The following is a 19588-nucleotide window of genomic DNA, read 5'->3' as shown; positions in this document are numbered from 1 at the left end:
CGGAGCCTGCGCCCGCGGACGGTCTCGCTCAGACCGCCGTGGCCGGGTAGGTCGGGTACTCCACCCCGGACACGTGCTGGACGACACGGACGACCTGGCAGGAGTAGCCGAACTCGTTGTCGTACCAGAGGTAGAGGATCGCGTTGTCGCCCTCGACCTTGGTGGCGCCGGCGTCGACGATCGAGGCGTGGCGCGAGCCGATGAAGTCGCTGGAGACCGCGTCGGGGGCGGTGGTGAAGTCGATCTGGCGCTTGAGCGGCGAGGTCAGGGACACCTCGCGGAGGTGGTCGAGGACCTCCTCGCGGTCGGTCTCGCGGGCCAGCTGCAGGTTGAGGATCGCGATCGAGACGTCCGGCACCGGGACGCGGATCGAGCTGCCGGTGATCCTCGCCTTGAGGTCGGGCAGCGCCTTGGCCACGGCGGAGGCGGCGCCGGTCTCGGTGATGACCATGTTGAGCGGCGCGGAGCGGCCGCGGCGGTCGGCCTTGTGGTAGTTGTCCAGCAGGTTCTGGTCGTTGGTGAACGAGTGGACGGTCTCCACGTGGCCGCGCAGCACGCCGAACTCGTCGTCCATCGCCTTGAGCGGCGGGACGATCGCGTTGGTGGTGCAGGAGGCGCAGGACAGGATCTGCTCGTCCGGCTTGATCATGTCGTGGTTGACGCCGTGGACGATGTTGGGGACGTCGCCCTTGCCGGGGGCCGTCAGGACGACCTTGTCGATGCCGGGCCGCAGGTGGTTCGACAGGCCCTCGCGGTCGCGCCACTTGCCGGTGTTGTCGATGAGGATGGCGTTCTTGATGCCGTACGCCGTGTAGTCGACCTCGGTCGGGTCGTTGGCGTAGATCACCTTGATCGCGTTGCCGTTGGCGACGATCGTGCTGTTCGCCTCGTCGACCGTGATCGTGCCCTGGAACTGGCCGTGGATGGAGTCGCGGCGCAGCAGCGAGGCGCGCTTGACGAGGTCCTCGGCGGCCCGGCCGCCACCGCCCCGCACGACGATCGCACGCAGTCGCAGACCGTTGCCGGAGCCGGACTTCTCGATCAGCAGACGGGCGACGAGGCGGCCGATGCGGCCGAAGCCGTAGAGGACGACGTCGCGGCCCTCGCCGCGCTCGATCTTGTTGGCACCCGTGGCGCCCGCGACCGCCTCGGCGGTGAACGCCTCCACCGTGAGTCCACGGTCGTCGGCCTTGTACGTCGCGGCGAGCATGCCGATGTCGATCTGCGACGGACCGAGGTCGAGCGTGGTGAGAGCCTGCAGGAACGGCAGCGTCTCGGTGACCGTCAGCTCCTCGCCGGCGATCTGCCGGGCGAACCGGTGGGTCTTGAGGATGCTGACCACCGACTTGTTCACCAGGGAGCGGCTGTGGAGCAGGACCGTGACGTCCCGCTCCCTGTGCAGCTTCCCGATGATCGGAATCATGGACTCCGCGATCTCTTCGCGGTTCTTCCAGTCGGTGAACGAGTCGTCGTTGACAGTCACAGGAATCTCTTTCGAGCTAGGTGGCGCTCATATGCTAGCGCCACCTCGTTTTCGTCCTTTCAGCGGGTTGTCCTACCGGGGTCCTGTGGTCGTGTGGGTGTCCGGAATACCAGGAAATTTCAGGGATTGAGCTTCATGGGGGCGCAGTGCTTGAGCCCGCTCTTCACGACGCAGTCGACGAGCGGGCCGCCCACCTGGCTGATCACATGAGCGACGGGCTGGTCGGCCGCCCCCGCCTTCGGGGCCGGTGCCGCCAGTGCCGGCGCGGCCGTCGCGGCCAGGGCCGCCCCGGTCAGCAGTACGGCGGCGGGTACGCGCCTCGTGCGCATCGTCACGTCGGTCTCTCCTCACCGGGCGCCTCGCGTGCGGCCCGTCGTGCTGGGTGATATGTCCGTTCAACGAGGTGCGGGGTGCCCCGGACACGGTCGCGGGCCGCATGCTTGTACGGGTGACGGTGCGCCGGAGCGCGTCCCGTCGCCGACGGACCGAAGGATGGGGAGAGGCAGGATGGAGCTGGAGCTTCGGCATCTGCGCGTGCTGTGCGCGATCGCCGACGCGGGAACCGTGGGCCGGGCCGCGGCGGACCTGGGGTACTCCCAACCCGCGATCAGCACCCAACTCCGGCGGATCGAGCGCCACTTCGGCGAGCCGCTGTTCGACCGCGGTGCGACGGGGGTGCGGCTCACGCCGTACGGCGCCGAGGTCGTCGCCCAGGCGCGCGACGTCCTGGCCCGCGCCGACGCCATCGGCCGCCGGCCGGCCGCGGGCGCCGCGGCGACGCGCAGGACCCTGCGCGTGGCGGCGACCAATTCGCCGGTGCTGTCCGGCACGGTGTCCCGGTTCCGGGCCCGGCTGCCCGACGTCGAGCTCTCGGTGAACAGCGTGTACGCCTCCTCGCGGATCGTCGAGCTCCTGGAGGAGGGCGCGCTCGACGCGGGCATCGCCGCCGACTACCCGGGCATGGAGCTGCGGCACTCGGCCGCCGTCACGCACCGCGGGATCGTCACCGAGCCGACCTTCGTGGCCCTGCCGTCGACGCACCGGCTGCGCCACCGCTCCCAGATCGCGCTCGCCGACCTGGCCGAGGACGCCTGGTTCCTGACACCGGACGACGGCGCGGGCTGGCCCGGCATCTTCTACGCGGCCTGTGAGACGGCGGGCTTCACCCCGGTGACCGTCCATGAATTCCTCGGTGACCAGCTGCAGTTGCAGAGCATGATCGCCGACGGGCTGGGTGTGGCCGTGGTCCAGCCGACCCTGCGGCCCATCCCGCACGTGGTGATCAAGCCGCTGGTCGGTACGCCGCTGTGGTGCCGCTATGTGCTGGCCTGGCGCAAGGGCGAGGTGCCCGAGGAACTCGCGGAGGCACTGTTCCAGTCGGCCATCGCCGCGCACCGCGAACTCGTGGCCCAGTCACCGCACTTGAGGACGTGGGCCGCGCGCACCTGGAGCGTGTCCGGGACGTAGCCGAATGCCGGGTGGCACGGCGCGTGTTATGGCCCGCCGGTGTCATGTGCTATGTCACACGGCATTGTTGGGGCGGGCGGGGGTTGGGACAGTGCTGCACACGCCTCACACCCCCATCGAGGCGCATCCATCCGTGGAGGAGCCCCCAGATGCGCAACTGCTCCGCCCTGCCCAGACGCACGCTCGGCGCCCTCGCCGTCTGCGTCACGCTGGCCGGCCTGCTGTCCACGCCGGCCATAGCGGCACCACAGGCCCGGGCCGGCACCGGTGCCGTGACCGCGCCCCGCACACCGGCGCCGGCCCCGCCGCCGACCGGTTCGACCGTCCACGCCGCCGACCGTCCCGCCGTACAGGACAGGCGACTCAGCCCGGCCCAACTGCCGCCCCAGTCACCGACACGCGCCCCGGCCCGTCCCCCGGCCGCCGCGAAGGCGGCCTCCTGCACGCCGGCCGACTTCGGCCGCCGGACCGGAACCGCGCTCGTGTCCTTCGTCAAGGCCTCGACCACCAGCTGCGTCAACACCCTGTTCGGGGTCACCGGCACCGACGCGCGCGACATCTTCCGCGAGTCCCAGATGATCACCGTCGCGAACGCCTTCACCCGGGCCGCGCGCACCTACCGCGGCGACAACGCGGGCCAGGTGTGGCAGCTCGTGCTGTTCCTGCGCGCCGGCTACTACGTGCAGTTCAACAACGCCTCCGACGTGGGCCCGTACGGCCCGCGCCTGGCCTCCGCCACCACACACGGCCTCGACACGTTCTTCGCCCGCCCGCACACCGAGGACGTCACCGCCGCCAACGGCGACGTGCTCGGCGAAGTGGTCATCCTCTCCGACAGCGCCGACCAGCAGGCCCGCTATCTGGACGTCTACCAGCGGCTGCTCGACGACTACGACAGCTCCTACGACGCCGTCCCGAGCATGGTCGCGGCCGTCAACGACGTCTACACACCGCTGTGGCGCGGCAATTGGAACCCGGCCTACGTGGCCGCCGTCGCCGCCGACCCGAGCATCGTCGACACCCTCGACTCGTTCGCGCGCGACCACATGGACCTGCTCGGCACCGACCGTGGCTACCTGGACTCCAACGCCGGCATGAACGTGGCCCGTTACGTCGAGCACCCGGAACTCCAGTCCCAGGCACGACCGCTGACCAAAGACCTGCTCGACGCCTCCGCCATCACCGGCCCCACCGCCGGACTGTGGGTCACGGTGGCGACGCAGGCCGACTACTACGACCGCTCCAACTGCTCGTACTACGGCGTCTGCGACCTGCCCGGACAGCTCACCAGGGCCGCCCTGCCGATCGCCCACGACTGCGACGCGACGCACACCTTCCGGGCCCAGGCGCTCACCGCCGCCGACCTCGGCGCCGCCTGCGCCAGCGTGCTCGGCCAGGACGCGTACATGCACCGGCTCGTCAAGAACGACGGCCCGATACCCGGACAGTACGTGTCGACCATCGACCTGGTCGTCTTCGCGAGCCGCGCCGACTACCAGACCTACGCCGGGGCGATCTACGGCATCAGCACCGACAACGGCGGCATGACGCTGGAGGGGAACCCGTCCGACCCGGCCAACCGGCCGCTTTCGATCATGTACCAGAAGGGCACCGACAACGGCTTCCCGGCCCGGATCTGGAACCTCAACCACGAGTACACCCACTACCTCGACGCCCGTGACGACATGAAGGGCGACTTCGGGCAGCAGATCTCGGTGCCGGACATCTGGTGGATCGAGGGCCTGGCCGAGTACGTCTCCTACGGCTACCGCGGCATGACCGACGCCCAGGCGGTCGCCGAGGCGGGCAGGCACACCTACCGCCTGAGCACGCTCTTCCAGAGCACCTACACCAACAGCGACGTGACCCGCACCTACCCGTGGGGCTACCTCGCGGTCCGCTACATGTTCGAGAAGCACCCGGCGGACATCGACCGCGTGCTCGCCCGCTTCCGCGTGGGCGACTACGCGGGCGGATACGCCGTCTACGCGACCGGCATCGGCACCGGCTACGACGCCGACTTCGACCAGTGGCTCACGGCGTGCGCCGCCGGAGCCTGCGCCAACCCGTAGAACGGACACTCCGGGCGGCGGCGGCCACCAGGCTGCCGCCGCCCTCGCGCGTACCCGCCACCGCCGTCACTCCTGTTCGGCGGCCGCGATCAGGCGGTCGATCAGGGCGATCAGCACGTCCCGGCACGACTCCCGCTCCCGCGCGTCACAGAGCAGCACGGGCGTGCCCTCGGGCAGCGCGAGGGCGTCCCGGACCTCGTCGGGTGTGTAGGGATGCAGCCCGTGGAAGCCGTTGACGCCGACGACGAACGGGATGCGGCGGCGCTCGAAGAAGTCGATGGCGGCGAAACTGGTGCGCGGCCGGCGGACGTCGACGAGGACGACCGCCCCCAGCGCGCCGATCGCCAGGTCGTTCCACATGAACCAGAACCGCTGCTGGCCCGGCGTGCCGAAGAGGTACAGCACCAGGTCGTGGCCGATGGTGATCCGGCCGAAGTCGAGGGCCACCGTGGTGGACCGTTTCTCCTCGATGCCGTCGAGATCGTCGACGTCGAGGCCGGCCGCGGTCAGCGGTTCCTCGGTACGCAACGGGGCGATCTCGCTGACGGCCCCGACCATCGTGGTCTTGCCGACACCGAATCCCCCGGCGATCAGAATCTTGACGGTGTCGGGTGCGGCGAGCGTCCCGGCACAGGAGCCGGGATCTGTCCGGCGGATCTGGCTGACCATGCGTCGCGGTGCCCTTTTCTCTCGGGTCGGCGGGGTCGGGGGTGCCTCGTACGGGGGTGCCTCGTGCGGGGGTGGTGCCGAGGGGTGCCGGGCGGGTCCTAGAGACGGCCGAGACCCTCCCGTACCTTCCGCAGCAGTTCCAGGTCCGGTTCGGTGCGGGAGACGGGGTGCGGCGGGTGGGCGGTGATCCGGCCCGCCTCCAGCAGGTCGCAGAGCAGGATGACGACCACGCTCATGGGCAGGTCGAGGTGGGCGGCGAGCTCCGCGACGGCGATCGGCCGCGCGCACCGCCGCAGGATCCGGGTGTGCTCGGGCTGCAGCCGGCCGGCCCGGACGGGCGGTGGATCCAGCGCCGTCACCGTCGTGATCAGGGTGAAGTCGGCGCGGCTGGGCCGGGTCCGGCCACCGGTGAGGGTGAACGGCCGTACCAGACGACCCGCCGCGTCGCCTCCGCTCACCTCACTCGCCGCGTTCGGAGGCCGCGACGACGCCCGCGCGCGGGGCCGCGCTGAGGTGCTCACCGATCTTCTTCACCAGCATGTTCATCTGGTACGCCACCACACCGACGTCCGCGCCCTGGCTGGTGAGCACCACGAGATGGGCGCCGGGGCCGGCCGCGGTCAGGATCAGGTAGCTGTTGGCCATCTCGATGAGCGCCTGGCGCACCGGGCCGCCCCGGAAGTCCATGCTGACGCCCCGGCTGAGGCTCATCAGGCCGGACGCGGTCGCCGCCAGGCGTTCGGCGTCGTCGCGCAGGAACCCCGTGGACTTGCTGACCACGAGCCCGTCCTCGGACAGGACGACGGCGTGGTTCACCTCGGCGACCCGGTCGACGAGTCCGGTGAGCAACTGGTCGAGCTGGGTGTGCGTGGCGGGGGTGGGGCGGGTCATGTCAGCGTCCTTCATGAGCGGTCGGCGGGCGGTGTCGGGGATCGGGGTCCGGCTGCTCGGGCGGCGCCGAGAGCTCGGCCGCGGCGGGGACGGGTACCTCCGGTTCCGTGGGTGCGGTTGCCTCCTCCTGGTCGTACAGCGCTTCGGTGTCCTCGTCACGCGCCCGGAGCGTTCCGCGCTGGAACCCGGCCAGCGAGGAGGCGGCGCGCTCCGCGGTGAAGTCGTCGAGGGGATCGTCCTTATCCTCCTCCGGGTCGGCGTCGTCGCGCAGTTCGGGGACCAGGCTCGTCTGCGGCACACGGCGCGGCAGCGGGGCGGGCGCGGGTGTGCCGCCCGGCCGGTCGGCGCCCTCTGCCCCGCTCCTCGGCCCGGGAACGCGCGTCGGGAGCGGCTCGCGCCCCTCGTCGCCGGAGCCGGCCGGGACCGGCTCCCGTTCCTCGTCGTCGATGTTCACGGGTGACGGCTCCCGCTCGTCGTCGCCGCTGCGGGCCGCAAGCGGCTCCTGCCCGTCGTCACCGGCACCGGCCGGGCGGGCGTGCCGGGCCCGCCGTACGAGCGGCGGCACGGTCCCGGCCTCCTTCTCGTCGTCGTGCCCGTTCCGGTCGTCCGGCCCCGGGCCCGCCGCGGTGTCGCGTACGACGATGTCGTGCGGCACCAGGACGATCGCCGTCGTTCCGCCGAACGGAGAGGGGCGCAGCGTGACGGCGACGCCGTGCCGGGTGGCGAGCCGGGCGATCACGAACATGCCGAGCCGCAGGTCGTCGGCGAGCGCCACCACGTCGAACTGGGGCTCCACCGCCAACTGGGAGTTCAGGGACGCGTAGTCCTCCTCGGACATGCCGAGGCCGCGGTCCTCGATCTCGATGGCCAGGCCCTTGGCCACCATCGCGGCCCGGACCTCGACCGGGCTCGGCGCGGGGGAGTACACCGTCGCGTTGTCGATGAGCTCGGCCAGCAGGTGGATCACGTCCGCGACGGCGGGCGGGGCGAGGCTCACCTCCTCGTCGGTGTGCACCTCCACCCGCTGGTACTCGGCGACCTCACCGACGGCGCCGCGCAGGATGTCGATCAGCGCGACCGGCGCGCTCCAGCTGCGTCCCGGCCGCTCCCCGCTGATGATCACGAGGTTCTCCTCGTAGCGACGCAACTGGCTGGCGGTGGAGTCCAGTTCGTACAGGCCCCGGAGGATCTCCGGGTCGTCGTGCCGCCGCTCCAGCGCGTCGAGCTTGCCGAGTTGCAGATTGACCAGGTTCTGGCTCTGCCGGGCGATGCCCAGGATGACCTTCTGGAAGCCGCGCCGGGTGTCGGCGAGTTCCACCGCGGTGTGCACGGCCGTGCGCTGCGCGGTGTTGAACGCCTGAGCCACCTGCCCGAGTTCGTCGTCGCCGTAGTCCAGCGGCGGGGTCGCCAGCTCCACGTCGACCCGCTCGCCGCGGTCCAGCCGGGCGACCACGTCGGGCAGCCGTTCCTCGGCCAGGCCGAGGGTGGCCACCTTGAGGCCGCGCAGCCGACGGGACAGGGAACGGGTGATGCGCCAGGACATGCCGACGCACACCAGCAGGGCGACGAGTCCGCCGACGCTCAGCGAGGCCGCGGTCACCAGCAGCCCGTGCGCCTTGTCGGCACTGCGCGCGAGCAGGTCCGACGTCTGCTGCCCGATCAGAGCCGAGTACTGGTCGGACACCTTGATGAGCGCGGCACGCCACTCCTTCTGCACGTCCGGCAGCGGAATCCGCCGGTCACCGGCGTGCGCCGGGCGGGCCGCGAGCACCCGGTCCTCGATGGACTCCAGGGTCCGCCAGTCCGCGCCGCCCAGGATCGTCTCGGTCTGCCGCTTCGCGTCGCCGGTGAGCGAGGGGACGATCTGGTCCTGCACGAGCCAGCGGCGGGTGTTCACCAACTGCGTGAACCCGGCCCACGCCTTGTCGTCCATGGAGCGGGCCGGCCCGGCCAGCGTCAGCTGCGCGTCCTCCTGGGACATCAGCTCGGCCGCGTGCTCCAGCGCGACGAGCGGACCGGCCTGCGAGGTGAGGTCGCCGTCGTCGACCTGGGAGAGCTCCTGGAAGCCGTGGATCTGATCGTCGATGATCGAGGTGTACTGGCCCAGCGCCTGCGCGGCGGTGATGTCGGTGGGGTCGTCCACCTGGCCGCGGTAGTACTCCAGGCTGCCGACCGAGGCGACGACCGAGTACAGCCGGTCCTTGATACGGGCGGGTGCCTGCCGGAGTTCGTCGGCCCGGTCGACCAGCTTGGCGACCGCCCGGTCCGTCTTGTGGCGCTGCGCGTCGAGCGCGGTCCGGGAGCCGTGCCGCGAGGCCAGCCACACGGCCGACAGGCTGCGCTCCCGCTGCAGGGCGAGCGTGGCCTCGGTGCCCATGGCTCCGGTCGAGCGGCTCAACTGCGTCTGCGACCGCAGCCGCAGGCCTTCCGAGAACATCTGTGTCGTCGTCACACCCCACACCGCGGCGAGGGTGACGCTCGGCACGAGCGCCAGCAGGATCAGCGAGAGACGTATGGAGCCGAGCCGGCGCCGGGCACCTGTCCGTGGAGACATGGTCGTCCTAGGGGCGATCAACGAGGGCGGGGGAGGGGCGAATTGCGCGAGGCGGTCGAGAGGTCGGTCAACGGGTCCCGTTGGCGGCGAACTTGGCCACCGAGGCCACGTTCGTCTTGGTCACGAACGCGGGACCGGTCAGGACGGGAGCCACTCCGCCGCCGCTGGTGTTGCCGTTGGTCCGGTACAACCACAGCGAGTCCACGGCGAGATAGCCCTGCAAGTACGGCTGCTGGTCCACGGCGAACTGGACCTCCCCGCCGCTCACCGCCTTGACCAGGTCCTTGCTCAGGTCGAAGGTCGCGACGTGCGCCTTGCCGCCCGCCTGCCGCACCGACTTCACGGCGGCGAGCGCGAACGGAGCGCCGCAGGTGACGACTTCGTCGATGCTCGGGTCCCGCCGCAGCGCCGCCGCGACGGAGTCGGTCACGGCGCCGACGTCGGTGCCGTCCGCGTAGAGGATGTCCGTCCGGCCGCCGAACGCCTTCTTCACCCCGGCGCAGCGCGCCTCCAGGGCGATGTTGCCGCGCTCGTGGATGACGCACAGGGTGTGCTTGGCCTTGAGGTCGTCCAGCTTGTCGCCGACGGCGCGGCCCGCCACGCTCTCGTCCTGGCCGAAGTACTCCAGGGCCCCCGCCGCCCGCCAGGAGTCGATGCCCGAGTTCAGGGCGACCACCGGGATGCCCGCGGCCTTCGCCTGCGCGATCGGGCCCTTCATCACCTCCGGCTTGGCCAGCGTGACCGCGACGCCGTCGACCTTGTCCCGGATCGCGTCCCGCACCAACTCGGCCTGTCCGGCGCCATCGTTGTCATTCGCGTAGGTCAGCTCGACGCCGTCCTTGGCGGCGGCCGCCTCGGCGCCCCTGCGCACCAGGTCCCAGAAGGTGTCGCCCGGGTTGGAGTGGCTGACCAGGGCTATCTTCATCCGGCCGGCGGCGGCCCGGCCGGATCCCGACGTGGACTGCGTGCCGCCCGAACCGGAGCAGCCGGCCACGAGCAGGGTGACGACGACCGCCACGGCGGCCGGCGCCGTGGCGTGCGCCGGTCCGAGGGGAGCGGAACGTGGGAAGGGATTGTTCATGAGGGTGCGGCACCTCGCTGTGCGGCCGAGCATGAGGGGGATGGAGCGCAACCCGTCGCGTGGTCCTGCGCCGCACGGGCGACTCTCCTGGCCGGAGCCAATCGCGTGTGACCGCAGGTAGTCAAGTGTGTGACGTTCGTTAGTGGGTTGCCGCTGCCGCATCGTGATGATCCGTGCGCAGTACGGACGTTGTGGTCCGCTCTCGGGGCGGCGAGGGGCGGGGCGGTGCGGTCCGGGTCAGGGCCCGCTCGCCGGACACCTCTCCGTCGGCCAGTTCTCGGACGCGCACGGCTGCGCACCGAGCGGCCCCGCTCCCGGGGACACCGTGCGCTCGCACCCCCCCGTTGGCGTCCCGCCCCCGGTCGGCAACCGCCGCTTCCCGGCAGCTTCGGCGGGAGGCGGCGGTTGCGTGGTTCGGTCGGGGCTAGGACCGATAGCCGAGGATCGTCATCATGCCGCTTTCCGAGTGGTACTGGTTGTGGCAATGGAGCATCCACAGCCCGGGGTTGTCCGCGTCGAAGTCGACGACGAGCTTGCGGTGCGGCAGGATCAGGGCGGTGTCCTTGCGGGCCCCCACGGCATCGAGACCGGTGAGGGAGAACGTGTGACCGTGCAGGTGCAGGGGGTGCCACATGTCGGTCGCGTTGACGAGGGTGAGCCGGACGCGTTCGCCCGCGCGAACGGGGTGGCGCTGGGTGACCGAGTAGGGCACGTGGTCCATGCCCCAGTCGTACAGCTTCATGCCGCCCGTGAGTCTGATGCGCAGCATGCGGTCGGGTTCACGGTCGCTCAGGGCCACGGACGCGTGCGGCTCCAGGCGCCGTGCGGGGACGAGCTTCCCGTCGAGCTCGCTCGGCCGGGCCGTGGCTGCCGGAACGGTTTTGCTCTTGTTGGTGCGCAGTACGGCGAGCGCGTGGGCCTTTTTGCCCTCGGCGAGCGCGACGAGCGGGAAGACGCCGTCCTTGACGGTGACGAGGACGTCGTAACGCTCGGCCATGCCGATGATGAGGGCGTCGGTGCGGGTGTGTTCGACGGGGTAGCCGTCCGTGTGGGTGACCGTCATCGTGTGGCCGCCGAGGGCCACACGGAAGGCGGTGTCCGCCCCCGCGTTGATGATGCGCAGCCGGATCCGGTCTCCGGGGCGGGCCTGGAACACCGACGGCTGCGTGGGCAGGCGGCCGTTGGCGAGGTAGTACGGGTAGGCGACGCTGCCGCCCTCGCTGTGCAGGATGTGGCTGTAGGAGTTGTGGAGCGCCCGCGAGGGACCGGTGGCCGACTTCCGTGCGGCCGACTTCGATGCCGACTTCGACGCGGGGGCGGACCCGCTGGGCCGCGCGCTGCTGTGCTCGGGACCCATGGCCATGTGGCCCGGGCGCATGCCCATGCCGTCCATCGGCTTCATCCTGCCGTGGACGAGTTCGTTGAAGACACGGTCGGGGGTGGAGCCGTCCACACCGTCGACCCAGTCGTCTAGGACGATCACCCACTCCTTGTCGTACGCGAGGGGTTCCTTCGGGTCCTGGACGATGAGGGGTGCGTACAGGCCGCGGTCGGGCTGCATTCCGACGTGGGAGTGCAGCAGGTAGGTGCCGGGGTGGCTGACGGTGAAGCGGTAGGTGAAGTCCTCGCCGGAGGCGATGGCCGGCTGGGTCAGATCGGGCACCCCGTCCATGTCACAGCGCATGCGCACGCCGTGGGAGTGGAGCGTGGTGGTCGTCGGCAGGCGGTTGGCGAGGTTGATGCTCAGGACGTCACCGGCGGTGATGCGGACCTCCGGGCCGGGCAGCCGGCCGTCGTAGGCCCACGTGGACACCGACCGTCCGCCCAGGTCGACGGTGACCGGGGCGGCGGTGAATCTGAATGTGCGCACAGGTCCGGACCCACGTCTCCGCTCGGCTGCGTGGACCTCGGGGCCCGAGGGGTTGACGTACCCCTTGGGTCCTTGGGGTACGAAGCCGCCCTCCACGCCGACCCCGGACCCGGGGTGGGGGGAGTGCGGGTGCGGGCCGTCGTCGCTGCAGGCGGCCAGCAGTCCCGAGCCGATGGCCGCGATCGGGGCACGGAGCAAGGTACGCCGCGAAGGTGTGTGCATGACTGAATAACACACGTTTTGTGGTGATATGTCCGGGAACTGCGGCGGCGCATTTGGTGGTGTCGGATACCGAGGGCTACCCGGTCAGTCCCACAGAGGGTAGGTCATCACACGTGCGTATCCCTCGGGCCTGTTGTTCGGGTAGGTGAGACTCATTCGGGTGAAGCGCTGGACCCCGGGGTCCTTCTTCCACGCCTCGGGACGGTCCAGCCTGACCGTCACGGAGTACGGGTGGAAGGTGCCCGCCGCGCAGTACGGCTTGCAGTCGTTCACCACGTTCACCCCTTCGGCCGTCGCCGAACTCTGCCCCCAGTGCGACCAGCTCAGCCCGGTGAGGCGGCTGTTGCCGTCGCCGCAGGCCAGGATGAAGTCGGTGGGGTGCACGTTGGGGTTGAACGAGCAGTCGACGAGCACGGGTGCCTGCAGCTGGGCCGCCTGTGGCCGCGCCGGTGTTGATCCCGGCGGAGCGGCGGTGGCCGTCGTCATGGCTGCCGAGAGAAGCGTGCTCGCCCCGAGCAGGAGTGCCGTCCACACCGCTGGTCTGGCCATCGTCGTTCCCACCCGCCTTGCTCTGTTCTCGTGGCCGCGCGCCCGTGCTCCACTCCTGTGGCTCAGCACATCGCGCGCGATCACCTCAGTACCGACGCTACGACCGTCGCGCCGGATCCACCACTCGCACGGAGCAACGACGCCGTCCCCTCGGTGCCGCTCACCGCAGATGCGCCGTGTCGACCGTCGTGTACTGGTCGTCCGACGCGGTCACCAGGATGTAGCCGGGATTGCCGTTGCGGTCCACGTAGCAGGTCAGGAACCGGCTGCTGATGACGGTCTGGCGGACCGGTTGTCTAGCCACCGCCGAACGGCAGTCGGACGCGGAGGGGAGCTTCGTGTCGCTCCACGCGGCGAGTTTGCCGTTCGTGGCGACCAGGTAGCCGCCCGAGACGTAGATGGCGTCGGTGCCCGAGCCGGCCACGACGGGCGGGGTGTGGGCGAAGTCGTAGCCCGTCGGCGCGGTGCCCGGGGCGGCGTCCTTCAGGCGGAACCCGCGCACCAGCTCCGTCGACACCGAGGGCTTCGCGTCGGGCAGCACGGTCGTGGCGGCCAGACCTCCACCGCCGAGGACGGCGACGGCGGTCACCCCGGCGATCACCGGATGCGTGGACGCCATGCTGACCAGGGGTCCGATCACGGGGATCGAGAACTTCAGGTGCGTGTTCTTCTGGGTGACCGTGGAGTGGTCGCCGGCGGTGACCGTCGCCGAGGGGGCGTAGTCCCGTGAGCGGTGGCGCGAGCCGTGCCGCGGCGGCTGGTATGTGTTGTGCTGGACGTTGCCGTCACCGGCTTGGACGCCGCTGGCCTGGCCGTTCTTCATCGTCAGGGTGCTCTCTTCGGGCGGTGGCGGTCGGACGGGCGTCTAACCGAAGGTGTTGTGCTGCGTGTTGCCGTCGCCGATCTGCACGCCCCGGGCGGAGCTCAGGTCGATCCCGTGCCGTGCCGGTCGGGTGTCGGCCCCGCCGATCAGGGCGAGCAGGTGCCGCGCCAGTTCCTCGACATGGGCGTCGACGGCATCGGTGACCACGAACTCGCGCACCAGTTCCCCGGTCGGCGTGCCCGGCTGACGTTCCAGCACCTGGATGCGTTCCAGGGCCCGGGGGCTGCCGGACAGGCGGGCCAGGAGCGCTCGCCGCAGCGCCCGGTAGGCGTCGGAGACGGCACTGGAGGCGGCGCCCGTCAGGCCCGCACTCGCCCCCGTGGCCAATGCCTGCGCCACCAATGTCGCCGGATCCATCCCCGCTACCTCCGCACAGCATCCTCGGTGTCGCCCATGGGCGCTTTCCTGGCGTGACAGGACGAGGACGCTAGCCTTCGGTCCGGCGACTTGCGGTGGCTTGGCGTCAATTGCCGGATAACGTGCGTTTGATCGCCCGGTGGGGGCGGGGTTTGTCGGCCGCTGACAGCCGGAGCCCCGCGCGTCGCGGCGGACCGCTCACCCGAACGGAGTCTCGCCCCGACGGGCTTTCGCGGGGCGGCCCTTCGCATGCGGGGACGATCGATCACGTGTCAGATGGGGTGCGTGAGACCCTACATAGCCGAGCGCGCCCGCCGCGCCTACCTGATCGCGACCGCCCTCCCGGTCGCCGCCTCACTGCTCGCGCTGGTCTCGGCCGTCCCCGCGTCGGCCGATGTCCCGCCGACCCCCGTTCGCGGCTCCGCCTACATGGGCATCGGCGTCGTCGCCCACGACGGCCAGGACGGCACGCCCTCCAGCCCGAAGGCCGGGCAGACGGAGGGCGTGGACGTCGCCAGCTACCAGGGCAAGGTCGCCTGGTCGACCCTGTGGAGCAGCGGCGTCAAGTGGTCCTACTCCAAAGCGAGCGAGGGCACCTACTACACCAACCCCTACTTCTCCTCGCAGTCCAGCGGAGCGCGCGACGTCGGCATGATCCGCGGCGCGTACCACTTCGCCACCCCCGACACCACCGGCGGCGCCAAGCAGGCCGACTACTTCGTCGACCACGGCGGCGGCTGGAGAGACGACGGAAGCACCCTGCCCGGTGTCCTCGACATCGAGTGGAATCCGTACGGCGACGACTGCTACGGCAAGTCGGCGAGCTCCATGGTCTCGTGGGTGCGTGACTTCCTGAACCGGTACAAGTCCCGTACCGGCCGCGACGCCGTCATCTACACCTCCACCAGCTGGTGGAACAGCTGCACGGGCGGCTACAGCGGCTTCGGGTCGACCAATCCGCTGTGGGTGGCCAAGTACGCCTCCACGGTCGGTTCCCTGCCGCCGGGCTGGTCGACGTACACGATGTGGCAGTACACCTCGACCGGACCGACGGTGGGCGACCACGACCGGTTCAACGGCTCCACGGACAGACTGAAGGCGCTGGCCAACGGCTGACCCGCAGTGATCTTCGGCGCCGGACTCGCTACAGTGCCAGCCGTGATCATCCTGTCCCGGCCCGCCCGGAAGCCCGTCGTACCGCGCCCCGTCACCGCGGCGGTGTCCGCCGCCCGTCTCGACGGCCCGCGACCGCCGCATCAGTCGGCGCGGAAGACGGCCGCCCGGTGAGCCGCCGCCCGGTTCCCGCGCAGGGCGCGTCCCGGTGCACGGTCACCGTCTGCCGGGGCTGCTGCTGCGGCACGGAGAAGATCCCCGGAGTCGACCACGCCGCCCAATTGTCTTTCCTGAAAGCAGAGTTGGGGGAGGTCGCCCAGGTCAGGGCGGTCGACTGCATCGACGCGTGCGAGCACGCCAACGTCGTCGTCGTACAGCCCTCCTCGGCCGGTCGGGTCGCGGGTGGGCGGCCGGTGTGGCTCGGGCTGGTCAACGACCCCGACGCGAACGCCGACATCGCCGGCTGGGTCCGGGACGGCGGGCCGGGGCTCGCCGATCCGCCCGGGATCCTCGACCTGTACGTGTTCGCGCCGCCCCGCCGGGTGCGGAAGGCCGTCGAGGGCTGACCGCGGTCCGCGGGGCCGTCACGGGTGGGCGTGCAGCCCGTCCGGCAGGCGGCCGTGACTGTGCCGCCAGGCGCCCCGCACCCGTACGGCGTCCGCGAGATGCGGGTGGTCCGCCCGCAGGCCGGTGTGCTCGTGCACGACCCCGGGCTCGGCCTGCGCCGGCGGCCACAGCCGCACCGCCAGGAGCCCGCCGGCCAGGGCGAGCGCGCCGAGCACGACCACCGCGGATCGCGGGCCCGCCGCCGCGCCGAGCCCGCCGGCCAGCGGGTACGTCAGCAGCCAGCAGCCGTGGGAGAGCGAGAACTGGGCCGCGAACGCCGACGCGAGCCCCTCGGGCGGGGCCGAGCGGCGGATCAGCCGCCCGGTCGGCGTGAGCACCAGCGAGCACGCGGCACCGAAGGCGGCCCAGATCAGCAGCAGCGCGGGCCACCGCCAGCCACCGCCGCGAGCCGTCGTGAGGACGCCGAGGCCGGCGAAGACCAGGGGCAGGGCGAGCGCGCCGCACAGCATCACCGTGCGGTCGCGGACCCGGTCGAGCACCCGGGGCAGCAGCAGGGCGACGACCATGGACCCGCCCCCGTACGCGCCGAGCGCCAGCGACACGTCGGCCGCGCCGCGCCCCAGGTGCGCGCGGACGTAGACGACGCTGTTGACGGTGACCATGGCGCTCGCCGCCGCCACCGCCAGATTGAGCAGCAGCAGGGCGCGCAGCTGGGGGAGGGCGAAGAAGAGGCGGGTGCCGGCGGTGGTCCGGGCGAAGCCGCCGCCGGCGCGCCGCCCGGGCGCCGTGCGCGGTTTCGGCAGGACCGCGGAGATCACGAGCGCCGCCGAGGCCAGGAAACCGGCGACCGTGCCCAGGAACAGCCAGTTGTACGTGACCAGGGTGAGCAGCGCGGCGGCGAGCGCGGGGCTGAACAGGCTCTCCAGGTCGTAGGCGAGGCGGGACAGCGACAGGGCGCTGGTGTAGTCGCGCTCGGCGGGCAGCACGTCCGGGACGACCGCCTGGAAAGTGGGCGTGAACACGGCGGACGCCGACTGGAGCAGGAAGATCAGCACGTAGATCTGCCAGACCTGGTCGACGAACGGCAGGGCGAGGGCGGTCCCCGCGCGGATCAGGTCCGCACCGGCCAGCAGGGCCCGGCGGGGCAGCCGGTCCGCGAGCGCGCCCGCCGCCGGGGCGATCGTCACGTACGCGACCATCTTGATCGCGAGCGCCGTGCCGAGCACCGAGCCCGCGTCGGCCCCCGCGATGTCGTAGGCGAGCAGGCCCAGTGCCACCGTGGCCAGCCCGGTGCCGACCAGGGCGATGACCTGGGCGGTGAAGAGATGGCGGTAGGCGCGGTTGCGCAGTACGGAGAGCATGGGGCGGGTCTCCCGGGTGGGGCGCGATGGGCGCGGCTGTTCTCCACTGTATCCATAGGTGCGCATCTGCGCACATGAGGATTTCGGCTCGCTGCCGAGAGCGTCCGCGGCGGCCGGTTCAGGCCTCTACGCTGTGTGCATGCCTGCTCGCGAGCCCCTGCCACCTGCGCCCGATGCGCATCTGCGTCCGCCGGACAGCACGCGCCTCGCGAAGGCCACCGAGGTGTTCGCGCTGCTCTCCGACGCGACCCGGCTGCACCTGCTCTGGCTCCTCGCCCAGGGCGAGTCGGACGTCGGCTCGCTCACCGAGCGCTGCGCGGCCTCGCGGACGGCGGTCAGTCAGCACCTGGCCAAGCTGCGGCTGGCCGGACTGGTGGAGACTCGGCGCGAGGGGCGGCACGTCTACTACAGCCTTCGCGACGGCCATCTGCGGCGACTGGTGATGGAGGCGCTCAGCCACGCCGACCACCGGGTGACCGGCACGGCCCCGCACGACTGAGCCCGACGGCACGGCTGAGCCCATCAATTCGTAAGGGGCGGCGTGTGCGCGCCGCGATGGCCGTCCGCGTCGCTTATCTTCAGCCAGAAATCCGACATTTGGAGTAAAAATGCCAAAAACGGATGATCTGGTTGGTGTGCCGGGTGTGGAGGCGCAGGGCGGGGTGGCGGTCGCGGGCGTGGGGGCCCTCCGGCGCCGCCGGCTCTCACGGCCCGTCGCCGCCGCGTTCGCCCTCGGCGCGGCGGCGGTGGTGCTCACGGTCACCGGAGTCCAGTGGCTGGACGAACCGGCCGTGGCGGCGTGGCGGACCGTCTGTCTGGCCATCACCGTCCAGGCGCTGCCCTTCCTGCTGCTCGGCACCGTCCTGTCCGGCGCGATCAACGCCTTCGTACCCGCCGATCTGTTCACCAGGGCACTGCCCCGGCATCCGGTCCTCGCGGTTCCGGTGGCCGGTGTGGCGGGCGCGGTGCTGCCCGGCTGTGAGTGCGCCTCCGTGCCCGTCGCCCACAGCCTGATCCGGCGGGGCGTCACCCCGGCCGCCGCCTTCGCCTTCCTGCTCTCCGCGCCCGCGATCAACCCCGTCGTCCTGACCGCCACGGCCGTCGCCTTCCCCAACAGTCCCGCGATGGTCGCCGCCCGGCTGCTCGCCTCGCTCGCCACGGCCGCGGTGATGGGCTGGCTGTGGCTCTGGCTGGGCAAGGACGAGTGGCTGCGGGCCGGTGTCCGGCACACGGGCCACCGGCACGGACACAGCCGCTGGAGCGAGTTCCGGCTCGGCTTCCAGCACGACTTCCTGCACGCCGGCGGGTTTCTCGTGCTGGGTGCCATGGCCGCGGCGACCTTCAACGTCATGGTCCCGCGCTCCGTCCTCGACACCTTCTCCGGTTCGCCCTGGCTCTCGGTGCTCTTCCTGGCCGCCCTCGCCGTGCTGCTCGCGGTCTGCTCGGAGGCCGACGCCTTCGTCGCGGCCTCGCTCACCGGCTTCTCGCCGACCGCGCGGCTCGCGTTCCTGGTGGTCGGCCCGATGGTCGACCTGAAGCTGATCGCCCTTCAGGCGGGCACCTTCGGGCGGGCCTTCGCCTGGCGCTTCTCCGGGGCGACCACCGTGGTGGCGGTCCTCTCCAGCGTCCTGATCGGAGGCGCGCTGCTGTGAAACGTCATGCCCAGGTCCTGCTGCTGGTCCTCACCGGAGTCGGCCTGCTGCACATCGCCCTCTTCACGGACCTCTACCTGCGCTACGTCAAGGAAGGCCTGCGCCCGCTGCTGATCGCCTCCGGAGTCCTGCTGACGCTGCTCGGCCTGGCCGCCGCGGTCCTGGACCGGCGCGCCGACGCCCACGCGCGACACACGCACGGCCACGACCACGCCACCGCGCCCCGTGTCGCGTGGCTGCTGTTCCTTCCCGCCCTCAGCCTGCTCGTCTACGCCCCGCCGGCCCTCGGCGCGTACACCGCCGCGCACTCCGGCACCAAGGCCGTCCGGCAGCAGAAGCGGTTCGACCCGCTGCCCGCGACCTCGCCCGTGCCCCTGACGCTCACCGACTTCACCACCCGCGTCCAGCAGGACCGCACGCTCTCCGTCAGGAACCGCACGGTCCAGCTGACCGGCTTCGCCAGCCCGGCCGGCCAGGGCGGCGGCTGGTATCTGACCCGGATCATCTTCACGTGCTGCGCCGCCGACTCTCAGACGGTCAAGGTCCGGGTGTACGGGACCGAGGTCCCGGCGCCCAACACCTGGCTGCGGGTGACCGGCACCTGGCACGCGAGAGGCACGCTCGGTACGAGGTCGGCGGAGGCGGCCCTCGACGCCCGCGCCCTGCGGCCCATGGCCCAACCGGTCAACGCGTTCACGGACGACCTGCCGCTGACGCCGTCCTGAGCCCGAGTGGGACCCGACGCCTCACCGGCAGCGCTCCCAGCGGTGCCGGCCGGCGCCCCCGAGCCAGGAGGA

At 71.5% G+C, this 19588-nt stretch carries 20 protein-coding genes; 8 read left to right on the top strand and 12 right to left on the bottom strand.

Going from position 1 to position 19588, the window contains the following annotated elements:
• Positions 1 to 28: 28 nt before the first annotated feature.
• The gene (locus IPZ69_RS10170) at positions 29 to 1483 is read right to left on the bottom strand and encodes a glyceraldehyde-3-phosphate dehydrogenase (protein WP_235453709.1); all 1455 of its coding nucleotides are present in this window, start codon (positions 1481 to 1483) and stop codon (positions 29 to 31) included.
• A gap of 119 nt (positions 1484 to 1602) precedes the next feature.
• Positions 1603 to 1818, bottom strand: coding sequence for a hypothetical protein (locus IPZ69_RS10165; protein ID WP_235453708.1), 216 nt, complete (start codon positions 1816 to 1818; stop codon positions 1603 to 1605).
• Positions 1819 to 1990: 172 nt separating this feature from the next.
• On the opposite strand from IPZ69_RS10165, the gene IPZ69_RS10160 reads away from it, so the two are divergent.
• Both IPZ69_RS10160 and IPZ69_RS10155 read left to right on the top strand, forming a co-directional pair.
• Positions 1991 to 2950 carry a LysR family transcriptional regulator gene (locus IPZ69_RS10160; protein WP_235453707.1) on the top strand — a complete coding sequence of 320 codons (960 nt, stop codon included), beginning with the start codon at positions 1991 to 1993 and terminating at the stop codon, positions 2948 to 2950.
• A 149-nt stretch (positions 2951 to 3099) separates the two neighbouring features.
• Positions 3100 to 5022 carry a collagenase gene (locus IPZ69_RS10155; RefSeq protein ID WP_235453706.1) on the top strand — a complete coding sequence of 641 codons (1923 nt, stop codon included), beginning with the start codon at positions 3100 to 3102 and terminating at the stop codon, positions 5020 to 5022.
• A gap of 66 nt (positions 5023 to 5088) precedes the next feature.
• On the opposite strand, the gene IPZ69_RS10150 is transcribed toward IPZ69_RS10155, so the two are convergent.
• From IPZ69_RS10150 to IPZ69_RS10110, 9 genes are all read right to left on the bottom strand, one after another.
• Complete coding sequence (locus tag IPZ69_RS10150; protein ID WP_235453705.1) at positions 5089 to 5691, bottom strand: GTP-binding protein; 603 nt, start codon at positions 5689 to 5691, stop codon at positions 5089 to 5091.
• Positions 5692 to 5789: 98 nt separating this feature from the next.
• Complete coding sequence (locus IPZ69_RS10145) at positions 5790 to 6149, bottom strand: DUF742 domain-containing protein (protein ID WP_235453704.1); 360 nt, start codon at positions 6147 to 6149, stop codon at positions 5790 to 5792.
• Position 6150: 1 nt separating this feature from the next.
• Positions 6151 to 6582, bottom strand: a complete 432-nt coding sequence (locus IPZ69_RS10140; RefSeq protein WP_235453703.1) for a roadblock/LC7 domain-containing protein — start codon at positions 6580 to 6582, stop codon at positions 6151 to 6153.
• 1 nt (position 6583) lies between these two features.
• Complete coding sequence (locus IPZ69_RS10135) at positions 6584 to 9136, bottom strand: sensor histidine kinase (protein ID WP_235453702.1); 2553 nt, start codon at positions 9134 to 9136, stop codon at positions 6584 to 6586.
• Between the two features lie 67 nt (positions 9137 to 9203).
• On the bottom strand, positions 9204 to 10217 hold the full coding sequence (locus IPZ69_RS10130) for a sugar ABC transporter substrate-binding protein (RefSeq protein ID WP_235453701.1): 1014 nt from the start codon (positions 10215 to 10217) through the stop codon (positions 9204 to 9206).
• Between the two features lie 424 nt (positions 10218 to 10641).
• Complete coding sequence (locus IPZ69_RS10125) at positions 10642 to 12309, bottom strand: multicopper oxidase family protein (RefSeq protein ID WP_235453700.1); 1668 nt, start codon at positions 12307 to 12309, stop codon at positions 10642 to 10644.
• Between the two features lie 84 nt (positions 12310 to 12393).
• Positions 12394 to 12858, bottom strand: a complete 465-nt coding sequence (locus tag IPZ69_RS10120; RefSeq protein ID WP_235453699.1) for a hypothetical protein — start codon at positions 12856 to 12858, stop codon at positions 12394 to 12396.
• A 160-nt stretch (positions 12859 to 13018) separates the two neighbouring features.
• Positions 13019 to 13681, bottom strand: a complete 663-nt coding sequence (locus tag IPZ69_RS10115; RefSeq protein WP_235453698.1) for a hypothetical protein — start codon at positions 13679 to 13681, stop codon at positions 13019 to 13021.
• 42 nt (positions 13682 to 13723) lie between these two features.
• Positions 13724 to 14098, bottom strand: coding sequence for a hypothetical protein (locus IPZ69_RS10110; RefSeq protein ID WP_235453697.1), 375 nt, complete (start codon positions 14096 to 14098; stop codon positions 13724 to 13726).
• Positions 14099 to 14374: 276 nt separating this feature from the next.
• On the opposite strand from IPZ69_RS10110, the gene IPZ69_RS10105 reads away from it, so the two are divergent.
• From IPZ69_RS10105 to IPZ69_RS10100, 3 genes are read left to right on the top strand one after another with little or no spacing between them, the layout of a single operon-like run.
• Positions 14375 to 15214: a lysozyme gene (locus IPZ69_RS10105; RefSeq protein ID WP_374293123.1), complete on the top strand. Its 840-nt coding sequence runs from the start codon at positions 14375 to 14377 to the stop codon at positions 15212 to 15214.
• A 42-nt stretch (positions 15215 to 15256) separates the two neighbouring features.
• The gene (locus IPZ69_RS46915) at positions 15257 to 15385 is read left to right on the top strand and encodes a hypothetical protein (protein WP_268834423.1); all 129 of its coding nucleotides are present in this window, start codon (positions 15257 to 15259) and stop codon (positions 15383 to 15385) included.
• Complete coding sequence (locus tag IPZ69_RS10100) at positions 15382 to 15777, top strand: (2Fe-2S) ferredoxin domain-containing protein (RefSeq protein ID WP_235453696.1); 396 nt, start codon at positions 15382 to 15384, stop codon at positions 15775 to 15777. The genes IPZ69_RS46915 and IPZ69_RS10100 overlap by 4 nt, the downstream gene beginning before the upstream one ends.
• Before the next feature lie 18 nt (positions 15778 to 15795).
• On the opposite strand, the gene IPZ69_RS10095 is transcribed toward IPZ69_RS10100, so the two are convergent.
• The gene (locus IPZ69_RS10095; protein ID WP_235453695.1) at positions 15796 to 17139 is read right to left on the bottom strand and encodes an MFS transporter; all 1344 of its coding nucleotides are present in this window, start codon (positions 17137 to 17139) and stop codon (positions 15796 to 15798) included.
• Positions 17140 to 17278: 139 nt separating this feature from the next.
• Between IPZ69_RS10095 and IPZ69_RS10090 the strand changes: the two genes are divergently transcribed.
• From IPZ69_RS10090 to IPZ69_RS10080, 3 genes are all read left to right on the top strand, one after another.
• Positions 17279 to 17638 (top strand): ArsR/SmtB family transcription factor, encoded by a 360-nt coding sequence (locus tag IPZ69_RS10090; RefSeq protein ID WP_235453694.1) that lies wholly within the window; start codon positions 17279 to 17281, stop codon positions 17636 to 17638.
• Between the two features lie 109 nt (positions 17639 to 17747).
• A complete protein-coding gene (locus tag IPZ69_RS10085; RefSeq protein ID WP_235453693.1) occupies positions 17748 to 18791 on the top strand; it encodes a permease in 1044 nt (347 codons plus the stop codon).
• A complete protein-coding gene (locus IPZ69_RS10080; protein ID WP_235453692.1) occupies positions 18788 to 19516 on the top strand; it encodes a TIGR03943 family putative permease subunit in 729 nt (242 codons plus the stop codon). Before IPZ69_RS10085 ends, IPZ69_RS10080 begins: the two co-directional genes overlap by 4 nt.
• Positions 19517 to 19588: the final 72 nt, after the last annotated feature.

Origin of the sequence: Streptomyces olivochromogenes (genome assembly GCF_021538895.1) — a bacterium.
GTDB classification, from domain to species: domain Bacteria; phylum Actinomycetota; class Actinomycetes; order Streptomycetales; family Streptomycetaceae; genus Streptomyces; species Streptomyces olivochromogenes_A.
The sequence above is the reverse complement of the archived record's forward strand: the minus strand, read 5'-3'. Positions and strand labels throughout refer to the sequence as shown.

Excerpts from the sequence above, each read along its gene's own strand:
- IPZ69_RS10160 (WP_235453707.1), top strand. The coding sequence starts at position 1,991 with ATGGAGCTGGAGCTTCGGCATCTGCGCGTGCTGTGCGCGATCGCCGAC.
- IPZ69_RS10155 (WP_235453706.1), top strand. The coding sequence starts at position 3,100 with ATGCGCAACTGCTCCGCCCTGCCCAGACGCACGCTCGGCGCCCTCGCC.
- IPZ69_RS10150 (WP_235453705.1), bottom strand. The coding sequence starts at position 5,691 with ATGGTCAGCCAGATCCGCCGGACAGATCCCGGCTCCTGTGCCGGGACG.
- IPZ69_RS10140 (WP_235453703.1), bottom strand. The coding sequence starts at position 6,582 with ATGACCCGCCCCACCCCCGCCACGCACACCCAGCTCGACCAGTTGCTC.
- IPZ69_RS10135 (WP_235453702.1), bottom strand. The coding sequence starts at position 9,136 with ATGTCTCCACGGACAGGTGCCCGGCGCCGGCTCGGCTCCATACGTCTC.
- IPZ69_RS10130 (WP_235453701.1), bottom strand. The coding sequence starts at position 10,217 with ATGAACAATCCCTTCCCACGTTCCGCTCCCCTCGGACCGGCGCACGCC.
- IPZ69_RS10125 (WP_235453700.1), bottom strand. The coding sequence starts at position 12,309 with ATGCACACACCTTCGCGGCGTACCTTGCTCCGTGCCCCGATCGCGGCC.
- IPZ69_RS10120 (WP_235453699.1), bottom strand. The coding sequence starts at position 12,858 with ATGGCCAGACCAGCGGTGTGGACGGCACTCCTGCTCGGGGCGAGCACG.
- IPZ69_RS10115 (WP_235453698.1), bottom strand. The coding sequence starts at position 13,681 with ATGAAGAACGGCCAGGCCAGCGGCGTCCAAGCCGGTGACGGCAACGTC.
- IPZ69_RS10110 (WP_235453697.1), bottom strand. The coding sequence starts at position 14,098 with ATGGATCCGGCGACATTGGTGGCGCAGGCATTGGCCACGGGGGCGAGT.
- IPZ69_RS10105 (WP_374293123.1), top strand. The coding sequence starts at position 14,375 with ATGGGGTGCGTGAGACCCTACATAGCCGAGCGCGCCCGCCGCGCCTAC.
- IPZ69_RS10095 (WP_235453695.1), bottom strand. The coding sequence starts at position 17,139 with ATGCTCTCCGTACTGCGCAACCGCGCCTACCGCCATCTCTTCACCGCC.
- IPZ69_RS10090 (WP_235453694.1), top strand. The coding sequence starts at position 17,279 with ATGCCTGCTCGCGAGCCCCTGCCACCTGCGCCCGATGCGCATCTGCGT.
- IPZ69_RS10085 (WP_235453693.1), top strand. The coding sequence starts at position 17,748 with ATGCCAAAAACGGATGATCTGGTTGGTGTGCCGGGTGTGGAGGCGCAG.